Below are 22,200 nucleotides of genomic sequence, written 5' to 3'. Positions count from 1 at the left end.
GAGGCACGTTCCATGCGCAGACGCTCCATCCTGCTGGCCCTGTTACTGGTCGTCGTCGGCGCGACCGCGACGACCTCGGTGTTTCTGAGCCGGCACACCGACGCCGCGCACCTCCGCGGCGCGCCGGCCGCCGACGTGGGCACCGCGGATCACACCGTCACCCTGCAGAACAGGACGAGCAGCCGTATCTGGGTGGGCAGCAACGTCAACGCGGACGGCTCGGCCGCCCTGACCGGACTGCCCGCCCTCGACCCGGGCCAGTCCGCCACGATCACCGTCCCCGAGCACGAGGGCGGCGGCCACTGGCGCGGCACGTTCTTCGCCCGGCAGGGCTGCTCCGGCGAGGACGGCTCCACCTTCCACTGCGCGGTCGGCGACTGCGGCCCCTACGCCGACCACTGCAGCACCGGCCAACAACCGACCAGCCTGGCCGAGTTCAACTTCGACCCCAGCGACTCGCTCGCGCCCTGGTACGACGTCAGCTACGTCGACGCCGTGTCGACCGCCGTCACCATCACCCCGAACGACGTGACGCCGCCCGAGACGGGCGAGTGCGCGGTGGCGGGCTGCGCCGTCGATCTGCTCGCGTCGTGCCCGGCCGGGGACCTGACCAAGGACGGGACCACGGGCAGGCCGCTGGTGTGCGTCAATCCCGACCGGGACGCGAAGACCCCCTACAGCGACGCGATCAACCAGAAGTGCCCCACCGCGTACGCCTGGTCCAAGCAGGACGCGGAACCCGGAAACCGCACCATGTACCAGTGCACCAAGTGCACCGGCATGACCATCACCTTCAACGGGTCCGGCGGGACCGCGGCGCCCGCCCCCAGCACCCCGCCCGCCTCCGGCACCACCACCCCGGCCTCGAACCGGAAGGGCGTCAGCCTCAACCCGGTCGACGGCGCCTCCCGGGCACTGGCCGACTCCGGAGCCTCCTGGTACTTCAACTGGACCTCGTCGACGGGCGCCGTCACCAAGCCGAACGGTGTCGAGTACGTTCCGATGATCTGGGGCCCCGGCTCCGTCACCGACGACCAGCTCAACAGCGCCAGGCAGCAGGGCAGCGAACTGCTCGGCTTCAACGAGCCGGACTCGGCCACCCAGGCGAACATGACCCCCGAACAGGCCCTGGACCTCTGGCCCCGGCTGGAGAGCACCGGTCTGCGCCTGGGCGCCCCGGCGGTCTCCTACGGCGCCGACACCCCGGGCGGCTGGCTGGACCGCTTCATGCAGGGAGCCGCCCAGCGTGGTCTGCGCGTCGACTTCATCCCGCTGCACTGGTACGGCGGCGACTTCGGCCCGGACGCCGCCAACCAGCTGCGCGGCTACCTCCAGGCCGTGCACGACCGCTACCACAAGCCGATCTGGCTGACCGAGTACGGCCTGATCGACTTCTCCCAGGGCAGCCCGCGCTACCCCAGCACGCAGCAGGAGACCGACTTCATCCGGTCGTCCACGCGGATGCTGGACGGACTGGACTACGTGAAGCGCTACGCCTGGTTCACGCTGTCCACGCGGACCAGCCCGACCGGCCTGTACGACGGCACGACCGCCAACGCCGCCGGCCAGGCCTACCGCGAGGTGAGCTGAAGGGAGTGCAGCCTCTCCTCGATCTTCACGGCGTCCGGGTGCTCGAACTCCGCGAAGATCGCCAGGGCTTGACGCCAGCTGCCGCCGGCCGCCTCCGGATCGCCGGCGGCCAGCTGGACGTCGCCGAGGTGGCCCAGGGTGTGGCCCTCCCCCCAGCGGTTGCCGATGTCCCGATGGGTCGCGAGCGCCTGCTCGTAGTGCTCGACCGCGCGGTCGCGGGCGCCCAGCCGGTGGTGGACCGTGCCGAGCACGTCGAGCGTGACGCCCTCGACCCATCGGTTGCCGCTGGCACGCAGGACGACCAGGGCCTCCTCCAGGCAGCCCACGGCGTCGTCGAACCGGCCGAGGCGCTGATAGGCGTCGCCCAGATTGCTCAGGGCGATGCCCTCGCCCCAGGTGCTGCCGACGGCCCGGTCCAGTGCCAGCCCCCGGCGGCTGTACTCGATCGCCTTGCCGAGCCGCCCGGTCTGGAGATAGGCGTCGCCCAGATTGCCCACGGCCCTCAACCTGCCCTCGATGTCACCGAGTTCGCGGCAGACGACCATCGCCTGGTGGAAGTGGCCGATGGCCTCCTCGTAGCGGCCCGTGCAGCGCAGCGCCGCGGCCGTGTCCGCGAGCGCCTGTGCCTCGCCCGCCCGGTCGTGGGCGGCGCGGGCGGCGGCCAGGCCCGTGCCGGCGGTGTCGAGCCAGTCGCCCAGATGACTGCGGAGGTAGAAGAATCCCCACAGGACGGCCGGCAGCCGCCAGGCGATGCCCGGCTGCCCGGACGCGGCGGCCTGGTGGACCGCGCCGACCAGGTTGGACCGTTCGGTCTCGCACCAGTCCAGGGCCTGGTCATGGGTCGCGAAGGACAGCGGACGGCAGGAGGCCGGCGGAGGCTCGAGGGGGATGCGGCCGCGGCTCGGGGTGATCAGCGGATAGGCCGCGTCCGCGGTGTGCAGGTACCAGGACAGCAGCCGCTCCACCGCCAGCTCCCGCTCCTGCGGCGTCTCCTCGACGGCGACGCGCTCGGCGGCGTACACACGCAGCAGGTCGTGCAGGGTGTAGCGGCCGGGGAAGTGCTCGGCGAGCAGATGGGCGCGGGTCAGCTCGACGAGCAGGCCGCGGGTCTCCCGGGTGGTGAGCCCGGCGAGCGCGGCCGCGGCGGGCGAGGACAGGTCCGGGCCGGAGTGCAGGCCCAGCAGCCGGAACAGCCGCGCGGCGGGCTCCGACAGGGCTTCGTAGGACGAGGAGAAGACGGTCCGTACGTCGATGGTGATGTCGTCCCCGGCGAAGGCGTCGAGGCTGTCGTCGCTGTCCCGCAGTTCCTCGGCGATGGCGCTGAGCGGGAAGTCGGGGTGGGTGGCGGCGCGGGCGGCGACCACGGCGAGGGCCAGCGGCAGCAGGGCGCACCGCGCGACGATCTCCCGCACCGCGTCCGGTTCCTCCGCCAGCCGCCGGGCGCCGAGCCGGCGCGCCAGGAACTCGTGTGCCTCGGCGGACGTCAGCTGGTGCAGCGTCAGCGGGTGCGCGCCCTCGCCGGCGACCAGTCCGGTGAGCTGGTTGCGGCTGGTGACGATGACGAGACAGCCGGGGGAGCCGGGCAGCAGCGGGCGGACCTGCTCGCTGTCGCGGGCGTTGTCGAGGAGGATCAGCACCCGCCGCTCGGCCAGCACGCTGCGGTAGAGCGCCGTCTGCGCCTCCAGACCGGCCGGGAGCCGCTGCGGGGGGACGCCGAGGGCGTCGAGGAGGATGCGGACGGCTTCCTGCGGAGGCATGACCGAGCCGGTCGGATCGAAGCCGCGCAGGTTGATGCAGAGCTGTCCGTCGGGGAAGCGGTCGGCGACCTCGTGGGCCAGGCGCACCGCGAGAGTGGTCTTGCCGATACCGGCCATACCGCCGATCGCGCTGATCACCAGCGTGCCGGGGGCACGTCCGTCCAGCGGCAACAGGCTCCGGGTCCGCTCCAGTTCGGCGTGCCGTCCGGTGAAGGTGGGCAGATCGGCGGGGAGTTGGGCGAGAGCGGGCGCGAAGACGGGCCGGGAGCCGGCCGGCCCCGTCGGCCCGGTGGTGGCGGTCCCGTCCGCCGGCGAAGGCCGCCGGGAGGGGGTTCGGCCCGTACGGTCCGGGTCCTGGTCGTCCTGCGGTCGGCCGTGCGGGGACCGGCCGTCCTGGACCTGGCTGTCGTGGGACCGGTCGTTCTGCGATGAACCGGCTGAACCGGCTGAACTGACGGAACCGACGGAACCGACGGAACCGACCGAACCGACCGCATCGGGTGAGTCGGTGCTCGTGGGGCGCGTGGTGTCCGCGGTCCCGACGGCAGCCGCGTGATCCGCGGCGTCCCGCACGAGGCTCGTACCGGCCGGCGGGTCCGCCGGGTGGCACGGAACGGACGGGAGCGGGGCAGGGGCCGGTGACACGTCGGACGCCAGGATCCGCGCGTGCAGGTCCCGCAGGGGCGCGCCGGGCTCGATGCCCAGCTCCGTCACCAGCGTGGTACGTGACCTGCGATAGGCGGCCAGTGCCTCGGCCTGCCTCCCGGAGCGGTAGAGGGCCAGCATGAGCAGCCGGCACAGCCCCTCCCGCAGCGGGTGTTCATCGCTGAGCGACATCAGCTCCGCGACGACCTCGCCGTGGCGGCCGAGCCCTACGTCCAGCTCCAGGCGCCTCTCCAGCGCGTTCAGCCGTTCCTCGGCCAGCCGGGACCGCTCGGCCTCGGCCAGCGGGCCGGGCAGGCCGGCCAGTGCCGCGCCCCGCCACCCGTCGAGGGCGTCGTGCAGCAGCTTCGCGGCCGTGGACTCGTCACCGGCGGCGGACGCCTTCCCCGCGTCCGCGACCTGCCGTTCGAAGACGGCCAGGTCCAGGGCGTCCTCCGGCACGCGGGCCCGGTATCCGTCCCCGACCGAGACGATCGTCCGGGGCGGGTCGGCCGGGGCGCGGCCGGGTTCGAGCACCTTGCGCAGCCGCGAGACATACGTGCGCAGGACGGACACGGCGGCCGTCGGCGGCTCGACGCCCCATACGGCGTCCACGAGCTCCGCCAGGGCGACGGCCTGCCCCCGCCGCAGCAGCAGTGCGGCCAGCACGGCCCGCTGCTGCGGCGAACCCAGGTCCAGCTCCCGGTCCATGTGCCAGGCCCGAACGGGGCCCAGCAGCGAGAAACGTAAGGCAATTAAGTTCGCTGCGTTCACCCTGCGGACTCTAGTGACACTTCGTGTGCCCGATGTTGCACGGGTGTTGAACTGTTTCTGTCCGGCGACACTCGCGCTACCAAGACAGGACGACCGGAACATCCCGCCGGGCCGGGCCCCGTCGGCGTGAGGCCCGGCCCGCGGGGCTCACACCGTGAACTTGACCGCGTCCAGCCAGAGGTCGTTGCTCAAGGTGCCGCCGAAGACGTAGTCGGGACGTGGACCGACGCAACCCCACTGGCCCCAGGCGGCGTCGCGGACGTGCGCGGACTGGCAGATCTGGCCACCGCTGCCGATGTTGATGGCGAACCCCAGCATGTTCGGCGCGCCCTTCTTCGCACTGCCGATGTAGATGTCCTTGCCGTCGGCGGTGTTGGCCGTCCAGTGCGGCTTCCAGACACCCTTGCCGTCGGTCGAACCGGGCTTGTGCACGAAGGCGTTGGCGGCCACGCCGCCGGTGCCGCGCACCGCGATGTTCAAGGCCTTGATCGACCGGTTCTGGTTCGTGGTGCCGGCCACCGTGCCGTCGCACACGGGCTTCTGCCAGCCCCGTCCGGCCACGTAGGCGCGGTAGCAGATGTGCCGTCCCGGGTCGTCCTTGGCGAGCCGGTTCACTGCGGTGGCGGCGGTGTCCGGCGCGGGCTTGGCCGTCACGGTCGCCGTGGCCTTCGGCGGCCGGACGGTCACGGTGGTGGTGACCCCCGTGGCGCCGTTCGCGTGCGTGGCCTTCGGCTTGGGCTTCTTCGTCGCCTTCGGCGATGCGCTGGGCGACGGCGACAGGCTCGGCGACACGGAGACGGTCGGCGCCGTCGTCGGACCGTGGCTCGTCGGCGAGCTGCTCAGCTCGTCGCTGGCGCCGGCGGCCTTGTTCTTCTGTCCGTCACCGTCCGATCCGCCGCCGAGCAACGCCAGCGGCACGATGACGAGGGCCGCCACACCGAGCGCCACCGGACCGACGACCAGGGGCCGGTGGAGCAGACCGGACGAGCGGAACTCGTCGTCCGACTGACGCGTCGCACCCGCGCCGTCGGCCTTCTGACGGCGCGGCGGCGGGCCGGGGGTGAAGGGAGCGGGCGGGGGGACGGAGGGGTGGGGGAGGGTGTACGGCGCGTCGTCGCTCTCTTCGTCCTCGTCGTCGACGTCACCGTCGACGTCGACATCACCGTCGAGTTCGTCGTCGAACGCGTCGTCCGTTTCGTCGTCCGGCGCGTCGCCGAAGCCCTCGTCCGGCGCGTCGTCTCCGCGCGGAGGCTCGGCCTCGTACATCGGCACGTAGGGCCCCGCCGGTCCTGCCGGCTCTCCCGGTCCCACCGGTCCCGGTGGCACCGGCGGATGGTCCGGCGGCGGGTCGACCAGCCTGCTCGACCCGTCCGGCGCGACCTCGACGAAGGTCACGTTCGCCACGGAAGGATCGGAGATGGCCGCCGTGATGGGGCGGCCGTGGTCGCTCGCATGGCGGTGCAGGCTGTCGAGGATCGCCGCGTCGACGGCCTCACCCCCCACCGCCGCCACGGGCACGCCGTCGATGGCGGCGGAGCCGTCGGCGGAGATGACCACCGAGAAGAACGGCACCGCTTCCGGCGCCTCCGCGAAGGGCTCACGCTTGCTGATGTCCACCGGATCCCCGGGTACGGCGTGTTCGTCCACCGCGCCCGGGTCCTCCGACTCTTCGTCCCGGCTCATGCCCATCCCTTCCTGGCGTTCCGGCTGCGAACTACAACGGGCGCCATGGGGGACGCGGTTCAACTCGCCGCAATCCCTTGTGCGGTGCCGTCGGGATCGGGCCGGTCAGCGTGCTGACCTGGAGGGAGCGGGGGCCGACTGCTTCTGCGCGACGGCGGGACGGGTGCTGCTCCCCGAGTGCGAGAGGGGCGCCTCCTGCGTCACGCTGACGTTGAAGTTGAACGTCAGCGCCCGCATGTCGGACACGGGATTCGACGGGGACGAGGCGTCACCGTCCCGGCCCGACGACGTCTTCGTCGGGAATCCTCCTCATGGAGTGGGAGTGGGAGAAGTATCGGGATCGGGGGTCACGCCAGGGGTCGCTCCGTCGGGCGGGGCGGCGACGCCCTGGTACTTGGCGAACTGGGCGCGGATGGCGAGGACATAGCCCTGGGCCTCGTTCGTGTGCGGCACGCCCTTCGCCGCGCGGACGGCATCCATGCCGACGTCGTAGCCGGCCAGGGCCAGGTCCAGGACGCTGTTGGTGTTGTCGCTCTGGTTCACCTCGCCGTTGTCGATCATCGTCTGGGCCTGGCTCGCCAGATCGCACATGTAGCGGCCCTGGGCCATGATCGAGTCTGCCGGGTCGAGGGCCGAGGTTTTGTCGTTGTCGTCCTCGTCCTTGCCGTACTTGGTGAAGATGTCGGGCGGTAGCTGTGAGACGCCCTGTTCGCCGTTCGGGCCGACGAGGGTCGTGTTGAAGCCGGACTCCTTCTCGATCTGGGAAGCGATGACGATGGGGCCGATGGCGTCGCAGAGCTTGCCGGCCTTCTGGATGGGGTCGACGAGGTCGTCGGGGACCGTCGAGGTGTCCAGTTCGCCCTTGCCGTCGCCCTGCAGGATGTCGACCACCTGGTTCGCGGTGTCCTGATTGTCGCTGGGGCTGCCTCCTCCGCCGCCGAAGAGCAGGATCAGCGCGATGAGCGGGGCCAGCAGGACCCCGAGCCCGCCGTAGATGATCACGACAACGATCACGATGGGCAGAGCCAGCACCGCGGCCAGCAGGCATCCGCAACCGGTGCCGGCGCCGATCGCGGCCTTGACCGCGGTCGACGTACCGCCCTCTCCGCCCTCTCCCATGCTCATGAGCGCCCGCCCACTTCCCCTCGCCTTGAACCGCGATGGCCACATAGCCCGTTGTGCTGTCCGCCGGGCTCGACAGATCCCAACGAGCCTTGGCGCAAATAAGTTCAAACCAATGGAAACCAGATGAGTCAGAGCAGCGCATGTTCGAGCTGAGTAGGGGGGCAGGGCACACATGGGCACACCTTCGGCAATGCCGCCGGGCCCGCAGGGATGGGTACGCGGACCGAAATCCCCCCAGCCCACGGCCCCGAGCACGCAACCGGCCCCTGACGCCCACGCGACCGGCACGAGCGGGTCAACGACCGCCCCGCTGGGGCGGGCCACGGGCCAGGCTCCGGCGAGTTCCGTCCCGGCAGGCCCGGGAGGGAGTCCGGCACACCCTGCCGACCCTGCCGGGAACCCGGCCCCTGCGGGCCCCGGCGGGCAGCCGACGTTCCCCGCGGGCCCCGACGAGCGATCGGCGTTCTCTTCCGGCCCCGGCGTGAACCAGACGTCCGCACCCGGCCCCGGCGTGCGCCCGGCCCCCGCACCCGGTCACGGCGGGCACCAGGCGTCTGCTCCCAGCACCGCCGGACACCGAGCGTCGGCCCCGACTCCCGCCGCAGACCAGGCGCTTCCCACCGGCCCCGCCGGACACCCGGCCCCCGGCTCCGCCGGTTACCCCACACCCGCCGCAAGCCAGGCACACCCCGTCGGTCCCGGCGGGCAACCGGCGGCGGGCCCCTCCCCGGCGGGTTCTCCGGCGGCGACCATGCCCTCGCCAGGGGCGGCCTCCTCGTGGGGCGCCACCCAGGCAAGCCCCGCGGCACCGGCAGGCGGTGGCGCCCCCGCAGGAGCCATCCCGCACGCTCGCACCGCCGCACGACCCACCCCGCGAGCCGCCGCGGCACCGCCCACACAAACCCTCCCGAAGGCCGGCCCGCGGACCCCGGCACGCGCAACGTCTCGCCCCTCCTCCGCCCGCCGCCCCGCCTCCGCCGAGCCGTCCTGGGGCGAGACGAAGCGGCCCAAGGCGGCCCGGGGCAAGTCGCGTGACGAGGTCGGCTGGGTCAAGGCGCACGGCGGAGCCGGGGTGACCTCGCTGATCGAGATCCTTGGCGGAGTCGACGTGGGAGCCCGTTGGCCCGAGCCCGCGCGGGGCGAGCCGCGCCGGATCGTACTGGTCGGCAGGACCAGCGCGCGCGGGCTGCGGTCCGTCTCCCAGGCGTTGGGCGCGCTCAAGGAGGGCGACGCCCCGCAGGGGCTCGACCTGCTGGGCGTGGTTCTCGTCGCGGACGCCCCCGGACGGCTGCCGCTCACTCTGCTGCGCCGTATCCGGGTACTGCGCTCCGTCGCCCGCGTGCACCGGGTGCCCTGGATTCAGGCATGGCGTACGGGCGGCCACCCGAAATCCATACCCAGGCAGCTCGGCACGCTCGCCGAGTTGGTGGGCGGCGAGATCTACGGCGAGGGAGCCATGTCGTGAGCCAGTCCCTGGCAGCCGCCCAGTTCCTGGCCGCCTGGTATCCGGCGAAGGATGCCGGTGCCGACCAGATCCTCGGCATCATCTCCTGGTGCGTCTCCGCCTGCGGAGTGGCCGGACTGATCGTCGTCGGCATGCAGATGTCACTCCAACTGCGCCGAGGCGAGCCCGGCGAAGGCGGCGAGCACTTCCGCGGCGTCTTCTTCGTCACCCTCGGCCTCGTGGTCGCCTCGGCGGCCGGTCCGATCGTCACGTTCCTCGGCGATCTGACACTTCTCGGGCCCTAGGTCCTCCAGCACTACCACTCACTCTTCGCCCGCCGCTCACGCTGGGCACCGATTCCTCGGAGATCCTCATGTCATTCCTCCTCGCAGCCTCGAACATCCTCGCCGACGGCACGGTGCCCGCGCCGGTCAGCGACGCCCCGGACGAACTCACCGGCAAGGTCAACACGGTGCTCGGCATCCTCGCCTGGGCCGGCACCGCCGCCGGGGTCACCGGCGTGCTGATCACCGGCGCGATGATGGCCATCTCCGTCAAGCGCGGGGAGAGTTCGGAGCACATGAGCCGCCTCGGCATGGTGCTCGGCGGCTGTGTCCTGGTCGCCACCGCCGGTCCGCTGGTCACCTTCGTCTTCGCGTGAGGAGGCGGGCGGTCGGAATGTTGAGGTTCAAGCGCAGGGAGCAGGACCAGGTGTCCGGTCCGGCCGAGCCGTACTGGAAGCAGCGCAGCTGGCAACTGTCGGCGGGGTTCCTCGGCCTGGTGTTCCTGGTGGGCGGTATCAGCACGCTGACGTCCGGTCATGGAGGGGGCGGGGGCAGCGCGACCGCCAAGGCATCCGACGGCCCGCACATCAGCACCGTCACGAAGGACGGGCGTCCCGCGGGCTGCAGTACCGACGACAGCGCGGGCGACACGGTGCCCAAGGCCGCCCCGAAGGACATCAGGTGGCGCACGCTCGGGGTCGCACGGGTACCCGTCTCGGCCTCGGCCGGCCCGACCCGCTTCGACGGGGAGCTGTGGTGGTGCTTCGCGCACACACCGGACGGTGCCGTGCTGGCCGCCAACGTCATCCCCAGCCAGATGAGCGGATCCCAGTGGCGCACCATCACCGAGCAGCAGGTCGTCGCCGGGCGGGGGCGCGAGATGTGGGAGTTCCAGCGTGCCACCGTCCAGAACGTCGACAGCGCCGCGGACACGGACGCGCCCGTCGCCTCCTACGTGGGCTTCTCGGTGAAGTCGTACACGAGCAAGGCGGCGAGCGTCCGGCTGCTCATCAAGGGCAGCCAGGGCTTCGCGGCGACCACCATCGACCTCCGCTGGAACGGCGGTGACTGGAAGGTCCTGCCCGACGGCGGAGGCGCCCTGCACTCGTCGGTGTCGTCCGTGACGAACACCAACGGTTTCGTCCTTTGGGGGGCCTGACATGTGCGGTTCGACCGGAAGTCCGGTCCTCGACCTGATAGTGGGGTTCTTCAGCTTTCTCGGCGACCCCATCGGGACCGTCATCAATCTGATCGCGAAGACCATCCTCGCCGGCGCGGTCGCGGTGTTCGCGGCGCTGGCCACCGCCGTCCCGACCCTGGCCGGCACACAGCAGTCCAAGGACATCAGCGACAAGACCCAGTGGATCGTCGTCTACCTCGCGGTCGGCTCCCTGCTCTTCGCCTCCGCCAAGATGGCCTTCGAGCGCAGGGGCACCGCGGGCGTGACCGCCCTGAAGGGCATCCTGCGGGTCGCCTTCGTCTCGGGCGCGGCCACCACGATCGTCGTGGCCGCCGCCAAGGTCGCGGACGCCTACTCCGACTACCTGTTCGACGACGCGGTGAAGAACTCGCTGCAGAACGTGGGCGCCTGCACGGGCGACCAAGGGATGCAGTCCTTCGTACTGCTGGTCCTCGCCTTCCTGCTGCTGATCGCCGGCATCCTCCACACGATCCTGATGTACATCAGGCTCGGCGTCGTGATGATCATGCTGGGTACCCTGCCGCTGGCCGCGGCGGCCTCGATGACGGACTGGGGCGCCGGCTGGTGGCGCAAGCACATCGGCTGGCTGATCGCGTGGCTGCTCTACAAACCCGCGGTCGCTCTCATACTGAGTGCGGGCACCGCGATGCTCAACGCGGGCAACGATCCGAACAACTCCGCCGACAGCAACAACATCAACACCCGTATCGCCGGTATCGGTGTGATGCTGCTGTCCGCCATCGCCCTGCCCGCACTGCTGAAACTCATCGTGCCCGCCGCCGCCGCGATGGGCGCCGGCAACCCGATGTCCAGCGCGGGCCAGGCGACGGGCAACTTCGCGAGCGGCGCGGTCCAGCTCTCCGCGCTCGGCGGTGCCGGCGGCGGTTCGGACCCCGGCGGGCAGGTGGGTCCGAGGGGAGCGTCGGGCTCGAACGGGGCGAGCGGTTCCGGAGGTTCGTCCGGATCGGGCGGCGCTTCCGGTCAGGGCGGCGCGCCGGGTTCGAGCGGCTCCAACGGTCAGCACGGCGCCGGCGCCGGTGGCGGTGCCAGTGGCGCCGGAAAGGCGGCGGGCGGCAGCGAGGCGGCAGCCGCCATGGCAGGACCCGCGGGGATCGCCATCCTCGGAGCGGTGGCCCTGGCACAGACCGCCGGCTCGACGGTCTCCGGCGCCGTCGAGGGCGCCGACGGCGACGAGGGCAACAACAAGTGATTCCCGGGGAGGCGGCCACGACCGGACCGTACGCCCGTACGTTCCGCCGCCTCCCCTCCTGAACGGCCGCCGGGCTCCCCTCCCCCGGGAGCCCGGCGGTCTCCCCACCACCCCAGACGACCCCACCCCTTCAGCGCACTCCAACACCTCACGAAAGGAACCGGAGTCATGGCCACGGAAGCCGTCAGCCATCCGACCTACGGGAACTGGCGCAGGCCCAGGCGGGCCGGACTCGGACCACTCGGGCTCGTCGGTACCTTCGTGGTCTTCGGCGGACTCGTCCTCACCCTGCTGGCGTCACTGATCTCGCTGTACGCCGCGCTGACGGTGCTCGTACCGACCGTCGCGTTCCTCGTCCCGCTCGCCATCCGCACGCAGGACGGACGCAACGTCTACCAGCTCATCACGCTGCGCGTCGGATGGTGGCGCCGCAAGGCCAAGGGCGCGCACCTCTACGTCTCCGGCCCGCTGTCCGCCCGCCCGGGCGGCCGGTTCCGCCCGCCCGGACTGCTCAACAAGGTCACCGCGACCGAGGGCCGGGACGCCTACGACCGCCCCTTCGGCATCCTGCACCACCCGAAGAACAACCTGTACACGATCGTCCTGGGCTGCGACCCCGACGGCGGCTCGCTCATCGACCCGGACCAGGTCGACGTCTGGGTCGCGCTGTGGGGCGAGTGGCTGGCCCGGCTGGCCCACGAACCCGGCCTGAAGGGCGCCTCCGTGATCGTGGAGACCGCCCCCGACCCCGGCACCCGGCTCGCCCACGAGGTGCTGCCCCGCATCCACCCCGCCGCCCCGCCGGCCGCCCGGGCCGTCATGGAGGAGGTCGTCGAGAACTACCCGAGCGCCTCCTCCGAGATGCACACCTACGTGACCCTCACCTACGGCAGCCCGGCGGGCCAGAGGCGCAAGCGGGAGGACGTGGTCACCGACCTCGCCATCCGCATCCCCGGCCTGCTCAGCGGGCTGGTCGCGGCCGGCGGCGGTGCCGCGTATCCGTTGTCGGCGGAACGGATCGCCGAAGTCGTACGGGTCGCCTACGACCCCTCGGTCGCCGCCGACGTCCTCAACGCCCGTGCCCAGCACGGCGGAACCGGCCTGGAATGGGATGACGCCGGTCCGGCCGCCGCCGTCGAGACCGTGAACAGTTACCAGCACGACTCCGGGGTGTCCCGGACCTGGATGCTGACCCTGGCGCCGCGCGGCACCGTCCGCTCCTCGGTGCTCCGGGGCATGCTGGAGGCGGCCCCCGGCACCCGTCGCAAGCGGGTCGCCCTGATCTACCGGCCCATCGACCCGGCCACCTCGGCCCGGATCGTCGAGGCCGACCGGCGCAGCGCCCAGTTCATGGCCACGTCCGGCAAGGGCATGGTCCAGGCACGCGCGGCCTCCGAGATGCGGGCCGCGGAGCAGACCGCCGCCGAGGAGGCGTCGGGCGCCGGACTCGTCGAGTTCTCGCTGATGCTGACGGTCACCGTCGACAACATGGAGGAGCTGGCCGACGCGAGCGTCACCGTACGCAACCTGACCGCGGCCGCGCGGGTGCAGATGCGGCCCGCGGACCGGATGCAGGCGGCCGCGTTCTCCTGCACTCTGCCCGCCGGAATCCTTCCGTGGGAACAGACCCTGGTCCCGCACGAGCTGCAGGAGGCGCTGTGAGCCGCCGGAGCGAGGAGAAGCAGGCCGAGCGCGCCGACCGGCTGGCCGAGGAGCAGGCGCTCAAGGGGCCGGACCGGCAGCCGTTCGGGCAGGACGAGCACGGGACGGAGCCGTCAGGGCGGAAGAAGTCCGGCAGAGGGAAGTCCGGCGGCGGGAAGTCCGGCGGCGGGCAGAAAGCCCCGGCCAAGCCCAGGGAACCGTACATCCCACCCCGTGGCTGGGACGGCGCGGGCGGCGGACGCGTCGGTTACCTGGACCCGCCCACCATGTGGCGCGCCACCACCGTCCAGGCCTGCGGCATGTGGCCGTTCGCCGCCGGGTCGGGCTCACCCATGACCGGAGTACCGCTCGGGCAGCACCTGTTCACCGGCGCCACGGTCTGCGGCGACCCCCTGAACTGGTTCACCCGGGCCCGCTACATCTCCAACCCGTCGCTGTTCATGCTCGGCATGCCCGGCCTGGGCAAGTCCACGCTCGTCAACCGGATGCTGATCGGGCTCGCCGCGACCGGTGTCGTCCCGCTGGTCCTCGGCGACCTCAAGCCCGACTACGCCGACACCGTCCGCGCGCTCGGCGGCCAGGTCATCTCCATCGGCCGCGGCCGGGGCGGCATCAACGTCCTCGACCCGGGCGCGATGGGCACCGCCGCCGCGAAGATCGGCGGCCAGGCCGGCGAGGTACTGAAGGCCGAGGCCCATGGCCGCGTCCTGAACATGGTGGCCGCCCTCATCACCATCGTGCGCGGCCGCCCCATGGACGACCACGAGCAGTCCGTGCTCTCCGCGGTCCTGCACCACCTGCGTGAACGCACCCCCGTCGGCGGCACCGTGCTGCTGCCCGACGTGCTGCGGGTCCTCGCCGAGGGCCCCGACCGGGTGCGCTCGGTCACGCTCGACCGGGGCGACGACACCCGCTACCGGGACGCCGTCGACCCGCTGCACCGCTCCCTGCTCGGCATTCTCGACGGCCCGCTCGGCGACACCTTCGCCTCCGAGACGTCCACGCATATCGATCCCGACGCGCCCGCCGTGTGCATCGACATCTCCGGCATCGGCGAGGCCGACACCCAGCTGACCGCCGCCGCGATGCTCGCCGCCTGGTCCGACGGACTCGGCACGGTGGCCGCCTCGCACGCCCTCGCGGACGCCGGACTCGCCCCCCGGCGCTGGTTCTTCACCGTGCTCGACGAGTTGTGGCGCCCGCTGCGCGCCGCCTCCGGCATCGTCGACCGCATCGACGCGCTGACCCGCCTCAACCGCTCCCTCGGCCTCGGCGACGCCAAGATCACCCACACCCTCAAGGACGCCGAAGCACTCGGCACCGACGCCGACCGCGCCAAGGCCCGCGGCTTCGTCGAACGCGCCGGGATGGTCGTATGCGCCGGACTGCCGAAGACCGAGATGGAGGACCTCGGCAAGGTGGTCGGTCTTTCCCGGCGCGAGATCGAACTCGTCTCGTCCTGGTCCTCGCCGCCCGGCTGGGGTGTCAACGGCGACAACGAGGAACCGCCGGGCCGCGGCCGCTTCCTCATCAAGGTCGGCGGCCGCCCCGGCATCCCCATCAGGGTCGCCATCACCGACGCGGAACGCCGCCTGCACAACACCAACACCCGCTGGACGGCCAACGAGGCGGCCGTCGAGCAGGCGGCGGCCCGCGCCGCCGAAGAGGTCGCACGGGCCGCCCAGGTGGGGCCCCTCGGATTCCCCGGCGGCCCGGGTGACCCCGGCGCCCCCGGCGTGGAGGCCGCGGCCGGGAGGTGGTCCGCATGAGTGCCCCGCGCAGTGGCGACATGAGCGAGCAGATGTCGTGGGCCATGGCCGCGATCGCCGGCACGGTCCTCCTCATGTTCACCATCGTCTGGTCCGGCGGCACCCTCGGCTCCGGATTCTCCGGCCACGGCTGGGACGCCCCGCCGTTCGCCGCGTCCACGGCGGCCCACATGGTCTCCGCCGGACCGGCCTCGCTGTGGCCCGACGCACCGGCTCCCGTCGTCTACGCGGGCATCCTCGGCGTGCTGGCACTCGTCGCGGTTCCCGTCGCCCTCGCCGTCGGCTTCATCATGGACCGTGCCAAGGGCCCCAAGTCCAAGGGGCTCGCCGGACGGCGCGAACTCGCCGCCATGTGCCCCAAGGGCATCGAGGCCCGGGCCCGCGATCTGCGCCCCTCCCTCAAGGGCCGCACGGAACTGCACCCGGACGAGACCGGCAACCTTCTCGGCGACCTCGAGCCCAAGGGCCCCGAGCTGCGCAGCAGTTACGAGGACGTGGAACTCGACCTGATGGCGCCCCGCGCCGGCAAGTCCACCGGCATCGCCGTCCCCCGGGTGCTGCGCGCCCAGGGCGCCGTGCTGCTCACCTCCAACAAGTCCGACGTCTACGCCGTCACCCGCGCCGAACGCGAAAGGGCTGGCACGGTATGGACGTTCGATCCGCAGGGCATCGCCCACACGCCGCGCGCCATGTGGTGGAACATCCTCGGCGAGTGCCACACCATCGAGGGAGCCCGCCGGATGGCCGGCCACTTCGTGGCATCCGTCAACGACGACACCGCGAAGAAGGACTTCTGGATCTCGGCCGCCCAGAACACCCTGACCGCCCTCTTCCTGGCCGCGGCCCGCGGCAACGCCCCGCTGAAGGAACTCCTCGCCTGGCTCGCCGACCCGGCCGACCGCACCCCGATCGACCTCCTGCGCGAGGTCGGACTCATCGCGATGGCCGAGCAGTTGCAGGGCACCGTGCGAGGCGCGGTGGAGACCCGGGACGGCATCTACGAGACCGCCCGCCAGACCGCCTCCTGCCTCCTCGACCCCGAGATCCTCGCCTGGGTCACCCCCGACCCCTACCTGCCGGAATTCCGCCCGGACCGGCACGTGCTCGGCCGCGACACGCTCTACCTGCTGTCCAAGGACGGCGGCGGCTCCGCGGCGGGCGTCATCGCGGGTCTCGCCGACGCCACGATGCGCGCGGGTGTCGTCGCCGCCGAGCGCATGGGCGGCCGTCTCGACCCGCCGCTGACCGCGGTCCTCGACGAGGCCGCCAACGTGTGCCGCATCTCCGACCTGCCCGATCTCTACTCTCACTTCGGCTCGCGCGGCATCAACGTCGTGACGCTACTGCAGAGTTACCGCCAGGGAGCGCGGGTGTGGGGCGAGGTCGGCATGGACGCGCTGTGGAGCGCGGCGACCATCAAACTCCTCGGCGCGGGCCTGGACGACGCCGACTTCGTCCAGAAGATCTCCACCCTGGTCGGCCAGCACGACGTGAGGACCCCGAGCATCTCCCGCAGCAAGGACGGCACTTCACGCTCGTACTCCTACCGCCAGGAGTCCGTCCTGCCCCCCGACAGGATCCGCGCCCTCCCCAAGGGCACCGCGCTCCTCCTGGCGACCGGCGTCAAGCCCGCCCTGATCCGGCTCCGCCCCTGGTACAAGGAGCCCGGCGCCGGAGCCATCTCGGCGGCGGCGAAGGCGGAGACGGCGGCCATCACGGAACGCGCGGCAAGTCGTCTGCTGCCGGGCGTGCAGCTGTCCAAACTGAGCTAGTGCTGGGGCCGGGGTTCGGGTTTCACCAACACCGGTCGCGCGGCCGACAGGCCCGCTGACCGGGCGCTTGATGCCGAGCGCGCCTCACGTGGTGGGGCAGGGACTCGAACCCGGCCCACCAGCCCCGCACCAGGCACCGTTCACAGCGTCGTGGCCGGCGCGCGGTCACGCCCGGGCCCCCGTCGAGGACCGGGGCGCCGGGCCCGCCGCCTGGCGAGGCGCGAGGGCCCGGCCATCACCCGGGCGTCGACGAGCAGGAGGACGAACGCGGCGAACTCGCGCAGCCCATCGGGCTCGCGGACCGGTCAAGACGCCCGGGTGCCCGCTCGCCCCCGGCGTTCACGGCGTCACCATGACCGCGGCGCCGAACACCACGCTCGACGACAGGAACCATCCGAACGCCGGTGCCAGCAGGTGCCGTAGCGTCCACAGGCGGGCTGTCGTGGGCTTCCTCCGCAGATAGACCACCGGAGTCTTCTCGCCGATCGGGGGCAGCCCGCACAGTGGCCCGTACGCCCCCGCGTCGAAGGCGACGACCCGCCCCAGGTGGTCGGTGAACATCACGAGCCCGGTACGCCGCCGGTCGGCCGGCACCCGCGCGATCACGACGCCCGTGACGCGCAGTCCACGCCCCCACAGTCGTACCGCCGTCATCAACTGCCGGACGGCGAGCAGCAGAAACCCGAGGCCCAGCCCCGTGCTCAGGGCCAGCAGCAGCAGTTCCGCGTCCATAAGGTTCCCTTCACCCGGCACACGTCTCCCAACGGCTGCCGGGGTGCCACCGGTTCATGCTCCCTTGAACCGCCGCACGGGCCGCCCCCGTTGTGTGGACGGAATCCCACACCCGGACCCGGCAACGCCGACCGACGCCTACGAAGGGAGCAGCGGCCCAGATGAGACGGCCCCTGCGCAGACACGGCTGCCGAGCGGTGACAGCCCTCGCCCTGGCCTGCGCCCTGACGGCGGCGACCCAGCAGGCGGCACAGGCCGACCACCCCAGGACCCTCGACGAGGTACGCGCCCAGTTGCAGAGCCTGTACCACGACGCCGAGGTCGCCACGGACAAGTACAACGCCGCCGACGGAAGGGTGACCCGGCAGCGGAAGCGGCTCGCCACGCTCAACGCCCAGGTCCACGCGACCGAAGGGAAACTCGCCCGGCTGACCACGCTGGCCGGCGCGGCGGCCAGGGCCCAGTACCGGGGTGGCGGCGTACCCGCGGAACTCCAGTTCGCCCTCGCGAGCGACCCCGGCCGAGCCCTGGACGACGCCGGCCTGGCCCTCCAGGCCGAGCGGAGCACGCGGAACGTGCTGACGAACCTGACGGCCACCCGCACGTCGCTGAAGGCCCGCACCGACGACGCGGCGGGCGAACTGAAACGACTGCGGGCGAGCCGCAGTTCGATGGATGCCCAGCGCAAGAGGATCGAGCAACGCATTCACGCTGCACGGCAGTTGGAGTCCTCGCTGGCGGCGAAGGAACGTCAGCGCCTTGCGGCACTCGAGGCGAAGGAAGCCGACGAGGCCCAGGCGAAGTGGGAGAGCACCGGCATCCTCAAGAAGGTCGGCACCACCGCGACCGACGCCGGCAAGAAGGCCATCGCCTACGCCACCCGCCAGATCGGCAAGCCCTATGTCTGGGGCGCCGAGGGCCCCGACTCCTTCGACTGCTCCGGCCTCACCTCCCAGGCCTGGCTGGCGGCGGGGGTCACCATTCCCCGCACATCGGAGCAGCAGTGGGCCCAGCTCAGGCGCATCCCCATCGCCGACATGCGCCCCGGCGACCTCATCATCTACTTCTCGGACGCCAGTCATGTCGCCCTCTACATCGGCGACGGCGAGATCATCTCGGCACCGCGGCCGGGGCGGTACGTGTATGTGTCGGAGGCCGCGTCGATGCAGATATTGGGGGTGGTGCGGCCGGACGCGTGACGTCCTCCTTCAGAACCGAAAGCCCCGCAGAGTGACAGCAGGAGTGTCATGTCGACCATACAGACGGAGAAGCCCGAGGGTTCGGGAACCGAAAGGGACTCCCCTCCCGGGGAGATGCGTGGCGCGGACCCCAAGGAGAAGCCGCCCGCGCCACCGCAGTTCATCCTCTACCTGGAGGGTCAGGCCTACGCGAACTCCTTGCGCCAGCTGACCTTGTGGACGCACCACGTGCTGCTTCCGGTCTACGGAAGGGAAGTCACGTCCACGGCGCCCTGGTGTGGCCGCTGGTGGGAACATCCCGAAGCGGTCGCCCAACTGCACGCCCTGTGGCTCGCTTGGAGCGAGCTGACCGGCCCCGGCTCCGCGGTGGTCGGCCCCGCCAGCTGGCACCGTGACTACCTGACGACCGCCATGGCCGCCCTGCGGGACCCTCAGGGCCCCTTCGCCGGCTGCAAGCCCGGCATGCACCGCCCGAAGGAAACGCCCAAGGTCGATGCCATGGATCCGTTCGGCCCGCCCCCTCCGCCTCCCCCGGCCGCGCCCTGATGTGAAAGGAGGTGAACCGAGACACCCGTAGAAGCGTTGTGACGGTCGAGCGGAGCACGAATCGGATAGGTCACATCGGATCTGAGGCCCCCACGGCGTCTTCCGGAGCGACCACGACTCGGAAAGAAGGGTAAAATGCCACGTTCACGTTCACAGGATTCCGGCGGCAGTGCGGAATCCAACGCCAGCTCCTTTCACTCTGTCAGGATCACTGACAAGGGAAAAGGAAAGGCTCCTGCCATAGCTTCGTCGAGCAAGTCGGTCCCGGAGGAAACCGCACCTCAGATCTTCCAGGGAGCCGTCGGCGTATACGACCAGAACAGTAAGCGTTTCTTCGCGGTCACCCCAGAAAATTCCAGCAACGAGCAGGTTGCACGCTGGGACCAGAAGGCCCGGAAATGGGCCTGGGAGAACAAGAGCAAGCTGACGAAGGCTTTGGTCGAGATGGTGCCGACCCTGATCCAGGGCGCCGCCAACCTGATGCCAGATGGCAGGGCGAAGACGATCGTCAACGCGGTGGGAGTCGGCTCGCAGGGTATGGCGGTCGCGCACGAAACCTACGAAGCAGTCAAGGCCAGCAGGGCCGGCGAGCCCATGGACCCGTGGTCGACGGTGGCGACCGGGGCCCGGGTCGCCGCCCTGGGGAACAACCTCGCATCCAGCGTGCTCCCTTCGGGCGGGATCCCGGCCACGGTGACGAGCAACGTGGGAACGTACGCGAACGCCTTCGCGACCGGGGTCAACCTGGTGCATGACCCGCATGCGGGCCGGGGTGGTCCGATGTACATGCACCCCGGCACGAACATCGGATACGAACTGGGCGATATCCCGCCCGGGTATCAGGCGCCCGCAACGGACTCGTCCAACTCGTCCCTGCCCACCCACTACCAGCCGTCCCAGGCCGGCAGCTACGGCCACCAGCCGTCGTACGACCCGAGCCAGTACCAACAGCACCAGAGTGACCCTGCTGCCTCGAGCTCGACTGGGCATCCGGCGCACTTCCATACGCAGGGGCAGCCGCACGGCCGCGGCTGACCGACGCGTCCCACCGGCCAGGCCCACAACGGCCGCACCCTCATCAGGGTGCGGCCGTTGTGCTGAACCCCGGTGTGTGTTGAGGACACGCGACCATCGCACCCGACGCTTGGTTGCCGTCGACCGCCGCGCCACCTTGACCCCGGCTCTTCAGCGGAATTCTGATCGGACATGCCGGGGCGGTGCTGCTGCGCAGGCTCGCCGACCGGGTCGGGTGGACCGACGCACTGGCGGGAGGGCTGCCGTCGGGCACGGCCCCGTCGTGGCGGGACCGGGCCACCGGGCTCGTCAGCCTCGTCGTCGCGATCGCGTCCGGCGCCACGAATCTGCTGGAGGCCGAGCAACTCCAGCTCCACCACGGCCTTCTCCAGGAAGCAGGGCGCCGTCGGCACGTTCCAGGGCACCTTCGGCTTCCACCCGTCGGCCGGCCCAGCCGGTCGACCGGCACAACGGCGTGGGGAAGATGGACGGTTCAGTGCCCGGTTCCCGGTGTCCTCGGCGTTGAACCGCGCGGCGTACACGACCTGTACGTGTCTCGAACCTGCGTCGCCAACCGTCGACAACACCCGGTCGGCGGAACGGGGAGGAATGCACATGGACGGATGGAACGCGGCCACGGTCGTTTCGCACCGGCACGAGATCGAGGAGTCCAGCGACACGTGGTACGGGGGCACCGAACTCGATGGCACGGCGGACCGGCCACCGGTCCCGGACGGTTGGCGCCGCAGGGTCTGCTACGGCGTGGGTCGCCGCTGTCGGACCCGGACGGCTGGTACTCTCGCACGGACCTGCCGCGACCGGCGCTCAGCACTCCGCGCCCTCCCTGAGGGTCCCTGCCCGCTGGCCTGTTGCCGTTGCCGGAGGGATTCGAGCCGACGGCGGAGCCCGTGGTGCCGACGTCCGCGAGAAGTCCCGCGCGGCCGCTCCTTGTCGCACCGGCCGGCCGTCGTTGAACCCTTTCCGCCCCGGGATCCGTTGCCGTTCGTTGCAGCACCTCCGACTGAAAGTGGGGCGACGTGGCGTACGGCGACGAGACGGCTTCCCGGAGGCCGAACAGGCTGACCAGGAGACGCCCCCGATCCGGGCTGGCGCACGACCTGGCGGAGGACCTGCTCACGACCGAGTACGGACTGAGGGACTATCACCGCCGCAACGGGGCGAGGCGGACCCCGGGCCTCTGGGGCGATCTGTGGGACGGGTTCCGTCGGGTGGTGGACCGAGTCCTGGGCAGGTCGCGACCGGCGCCAGGCGGTGGGGGATACGCGTCCGGCGATGGGGGCTACGCGCCGGATGGCGAAGGCTATGTGCCCGGCGGCGGGCCGGAGGGCGGCGCGTACGGCCAAGGCCCTCTGCAACGCGGGGGCCAGCCCGCCCCCGCGACCGTGGCTGAGCCGACTTGGAGATCCTCTTCGGAGCAGTCCGCCCTCGAGCGGATGTCAGAACTCGAAAGGTTCGTGCACGGGCTCTCGGATGTCCAGCGCACGGCCTTCGAGGACGAGGTTCTGCGTAGGGTCCGGGCGGACGACAAGTGGAAGAAGGTGCACGACCGGTACCCGCAACGCATGCCGGCCATGATGACGTACGCCAACAACGCTTATCTGAGAGAGGTCGGGCACCCGGCGCGACCGCCGGCCGTCCCTCCGGAGATGCAGGAGGTCCGATCCCGCTGGGAGCGCCCGGCGTCCCGTCGCCAGCCAGGCGTGCCTGACGTGACCGGTGTCTCGTATCCGGGCGTGAACGAGATGAGCGACGGCCTCGCCTTCCGAGAGGCGGCG

The 22,200-nt window shown here is 71.6% G+C and carries 17 protein-coding genes; 13 read left to right on the top strand and 4 right to left on the bottom strand.

From position 1 onward, the window contains the following. Window positions 1-12 precede the first annotated feature (12 nt). Window positions 13-1,590, top strand: coding sequence for a glycosyl hydrolase (locus tag ACIRPX_RS13665; protein WP_404192819.1), 1,578 nt, complete (start codon window positions 13-15; stop codon window positions 1,588-1,590). On the opposite strand, the gene ACIRPX_RS13660 is transcribed toward ACIRPX_RS13665, so the two are convergent. The 3 genes from ACIRPX_RS13660 to ACIRPX_RS13650 form a co-directional block, all read right to left on the bottom strand. Continuing rightward, window positions 1,572-4,700 carry an AfsR/SARP family transcriptional regulator gene (locus ACIRPX_RS13660; protein ID WP_404192816.1) on the bottom strand — a complete coding sequence of 1,043 codons (3,129 nt, stop codon included), beginning with the start codon at window positions 4,698-4,700 and terminating at the stop codon, window positions 1,572-1,574. The genes ACIRPX_RS13665 and ACIRPX_RS13660 overlap by 19 nt on opposite strands. A gap of 210 nt (window positions 4,701-4,910) precedes the next feature. Next, complete coding sequence (locus ACIRPX_RS13655; protein ID WP_404192813.1) at window positions 4,911-6,509, bottom strand: hypothetical protein; 1,599 nt, start codon at window positions 6,507-6,509, stop codon at window positions 4,911-4,913. 246 nt (window positions 6,510-6,755) lie between these two features. Further along, window positions 6,756-7,571: a lytic transglycosylase domain-containing protein gene (locus ACIRPX_RS13650; RefSeq protein WP_404192811.1), complete on the bottom strand. Its 816-nt coding sequence runs from the start codon at window positions 7,569-7,571 to the stop codon at window positions 6,756-6,758. 1,072 nt (window positions 7,572-8,643) lie between these two features. Between ACIRPX_RS13650 and ACIRPX_RS13645 the strand changes: the two genes are divergently transcribed. The 8 genes from ACIRPX_RS13645 to ACIRPX_RS13610 all read left to right on the top strand — a co-directional run bounded on the left by ACIRPX_RS13645 (window position 8,644) and on the right by ACIRPX_RS13610 (window position 16,913). Further along, complete coding sequence (locus tag ACIRPX_RS13645) at window positions 8,644-9,036, top strand: hypothetical protein (RefSeq protein ID WP_404192809.1); 393 nt, start codon at window positions 8,644-8,646, stop codon at window positions 9,034-9,036. Next, a complete protein-coding gene (locus tag ACIRPX_RS13640) occupies window positions 9,033-9,320 on the top strand; it encodes a hypothetical protein (RefSeq protein WP_404192807.1) in 288 nt (95 codons plus the stop codon). Before ACIRPX_RS13645 ends, ACIRPX_RS13640 begins: the two co-directional genes overlap by 4 nt. A 68-nt stretch (window positions 9,321-9,388) precedes the next feature. Further along, the gene (locus ACIRPX_RS13635) at window positions 9,389-9,676 is read left to right on the top strand and encodes a hypothetical protein (protein WP_404192804.1); all 288 of its coding nucleotides are present in this window, start codon (window positions 9,389-9,391) and stop codon (window positions 9,674-9,676) included. Window positions 9,677-9,693: 17 nt separating this feature from the next. Further along, complete coding sequence (locus ACIRPX_RS13630; RefSeq protein WP_404192802.1) at window positions 9,694-10,458, top strand: hypothetical protein; 765 nt, start codon at window positions 9,694-9,696, stop codon at window positions 10,456-10,458. Window position 10,459: 1 nt separating this feature from the next. Then, the gene (locus tag ACIRPX_RS13625) at window positions 10,460-11,710 is read left to right on the top strand and encodes a hypothetical protein (RefSeq protein WP_404192799.1); all 1,251 of its coding nucleotides are present in this window, start codon (window positions 10,460-10,462) and stop codon (window positions 11,708-11,710) included. Between the two features lie 168 nt (window positions 11,711-11,878). After that, window positions 11,879-13,372 carry an SCO6880 family protein gene (locus ACIRPX_RS13620; protein ID WP_404192797.1) on the top strand — a complete coding sequence of 498 codons (1,494 nt, stop codon included), beginning with the start codon at window positions 11,879-11,881 and terminating at the stop codon, window positions 13,370-13,372. 203 nt (window positions 13,373-13,575) lie between these two features. Further along, window positions 13,576-15,141, top strand: coding sequence for an ATP/GTP-binding protein (locus tag ACIRPX_RS13615; RefSeq protein WP_404192898.1), 1,566 nt, complete (start codon window positions 13,576-13,578; stop codon window positions 15,139-15,141). Then, the gene (locus ACIRPX_RS13610) at window positions 15,138-16,913 is read left to right on the top strand and encodes a TraM recognition domain-containing protein (RefSeq protein ID WP_404192794.1); all 1,776 of its coding nucleotides are present in this window, start codon (window positions 15,138-15,140) and stop codon (window positions 16,911-16,913) included. The genes ACIRPX_RS13615 and ACIRPX_RS13610 overlap by 4 nt, the downstream gene beginning before the upstream one ends. Window positions 16,914-17,252: 339 nt before the next feature. Here the strand turns inward: ACIRPX_RS13610 and ACIRPX_RS13605 are convergent, their stop codons facing one another. Then, window positions 17,253-17,645 carry a hypothetical protein gene (locus ACIRPX_RS13605; protein WP_404192791.1) on the bottom strand — a complete coding sequence of 131 codons (393 nt, stop codon included), beginning with the start codon at window positions 17,643-17,645 and terminating at the stop codon, window positions 17,253-17,255. 161 nt (window positions 17,646-17,806) lie between these two features. Here ACIRPX_RS13605 and ACIRPX_RS13600 point away from each other — a divergent pair, with 161 nt between their 5' ends. From ACIRPX_RS13600 to ACIRPX_RS13585, 4 genes are all read left to right on the top strand, one after another. Beyond that, window positions 17,807-18,844 (top strand): NlpC/P60 family protein, encoded by a 1,038-nt coding sequence (locus tag ACIRPX_RS13600; RefSeq protein ID WP_404192789.1) that lies wholly within the window; start codon window positions 17,807-17,809, stop codon window positions 18,842-18,844. 114 nt (window positions 18,845-18,958) lie between these two features. Next, window positions 18,959-19,390, top strand: a complete 432-nt coding sequence (locus tag ACIRPX_RS13595) for a DUF4913 domain-containing protein (RefSeq protein ID WP_404192895.1) — start codon at window positions 18,959-18,961, stop codon at window positions 19,388-19,390. A 135-nt stretch (window positions 19,391-19,525) separates the two neighbouring features. Next, window positions 19,526-20,425 carry a hypothetical protein gene (locus ACIRPX_RS13590; protein WP_404192786.1) on the top strand — a complete coding sequence of 300 codons (900 nt, stop codon included), beginning with the start codon at window positions 19,526-19,528 and terminating at the stop codon, window positions 20,423-20,425. 1,382 nt (window positions 20,426-21,807) lie between these two features. Beyond that, a partial coding sequence (locus ACIRPX_RS13585; RefSeq protein ID WP_404192783.1) for a hypothetical protein occupies window positions 21,808-22,200 on the top strand: 393 nt, incomplete at its 3' end.

The sequence above is a fragment of the Streptomyces sp. NPDC101225 genome, assembly GCF_044767585.1.
Taxonomy (GTDB): domain Bacteria; phylum Actinomycetota; class Actinomycetes; order Streptomycetales; family Streptomycetaceae; genus Streptomyces.
Note: the sequence above shows the minus strand (reverse complement) of the source record. Positions and strands in the feature narration are given on the sequence as shown.

Coding starts and splice junctions, on each gene's coding strand:
- ACIRPX_RS13590 (WP_404192786.1), top strand. CDS start 19,526: ATGCCACGTTCACGTTCACAGGATTCCGGCGGCAGTGCGGAATCCAAC.
- ACIRPX_RS13600 (WP_404192789.1), top strand. CDS start 17,807: ATGAGACGGCCCCTGCGCAGACACGGCTGCCGAGCGGTGACAGCCCTC.
- ACIRPX_RS13635 (WP_404192804.1), top strand. CDS start 9,389: ATGTCATTCCTCCTCGCAGCCTCGAACATCCTCGCCGACGGCACGGTG.
- ACIRPX_RS13650 (WP_404192811.1), bottom strand. CDS start 7,571: ATGAGCATGGGAGAGGGCGGAGAGGGCGGTACGTCGACCGCGGTCAAG.
- ACIRPX_RS13610 (WP_404192794.1), top strand. CDS start 15,138: ATGAGTGCCCCGCGCAGTGGCGACATGAGCGAGCAGATGTCGTGGGCC.
- ACIRPX_RS13660 (WP_404192816.1), bottom strand. CDS start 4,700: ATGGACCGGGAGCTGGACCTGGGTTCGCCGCAGCAGCGGGCCGTGCTG.
- ACIRPX_RS13630 (WP_404192802.1), top strand. CDS start 9,694: ATGTTGAGGTTCAAGCGCAGGGAGCAGGACCAGGTGTCCGGTCCGGCC.
- ACIRPX_RS13665 (WP_404192819.1), top strand. CDS start 13: ATGCGCAGACGCTCCATCCTGCTGGCCCTGTTACTGGTCGTCGTCGGC.
- ACIRPX_RS13620 (WP_404192797.1), top strand. CDS start 11,879: ATGGCCACGGAAGCCGTCAGCCATCCGACCTACGGGAACTGGCGCAGG.
- ACIRPX_RS13595 (WP_404192895.1), top strand. CDS start 18,959: ATGCGTGGCGCGGACCCCAAGGAGAAGCCGCCCGCGCCACCGCAGTTC.
- ACIRPX_RS13605 (WP_404192791.1), bottom strand. CDS start 17,645: ATGGACGCGGAACTGCTGCTGCTGGCCCTGAGCACGGGGCTGGGCCTC.
- ACIRPX_RS13625 (WP_404192799.1), top strand. CDS start 10,460: ATGTGCGGTTCGACCGGAAGTCCGGTCCTCGACCTGATAGTGGGGTTC.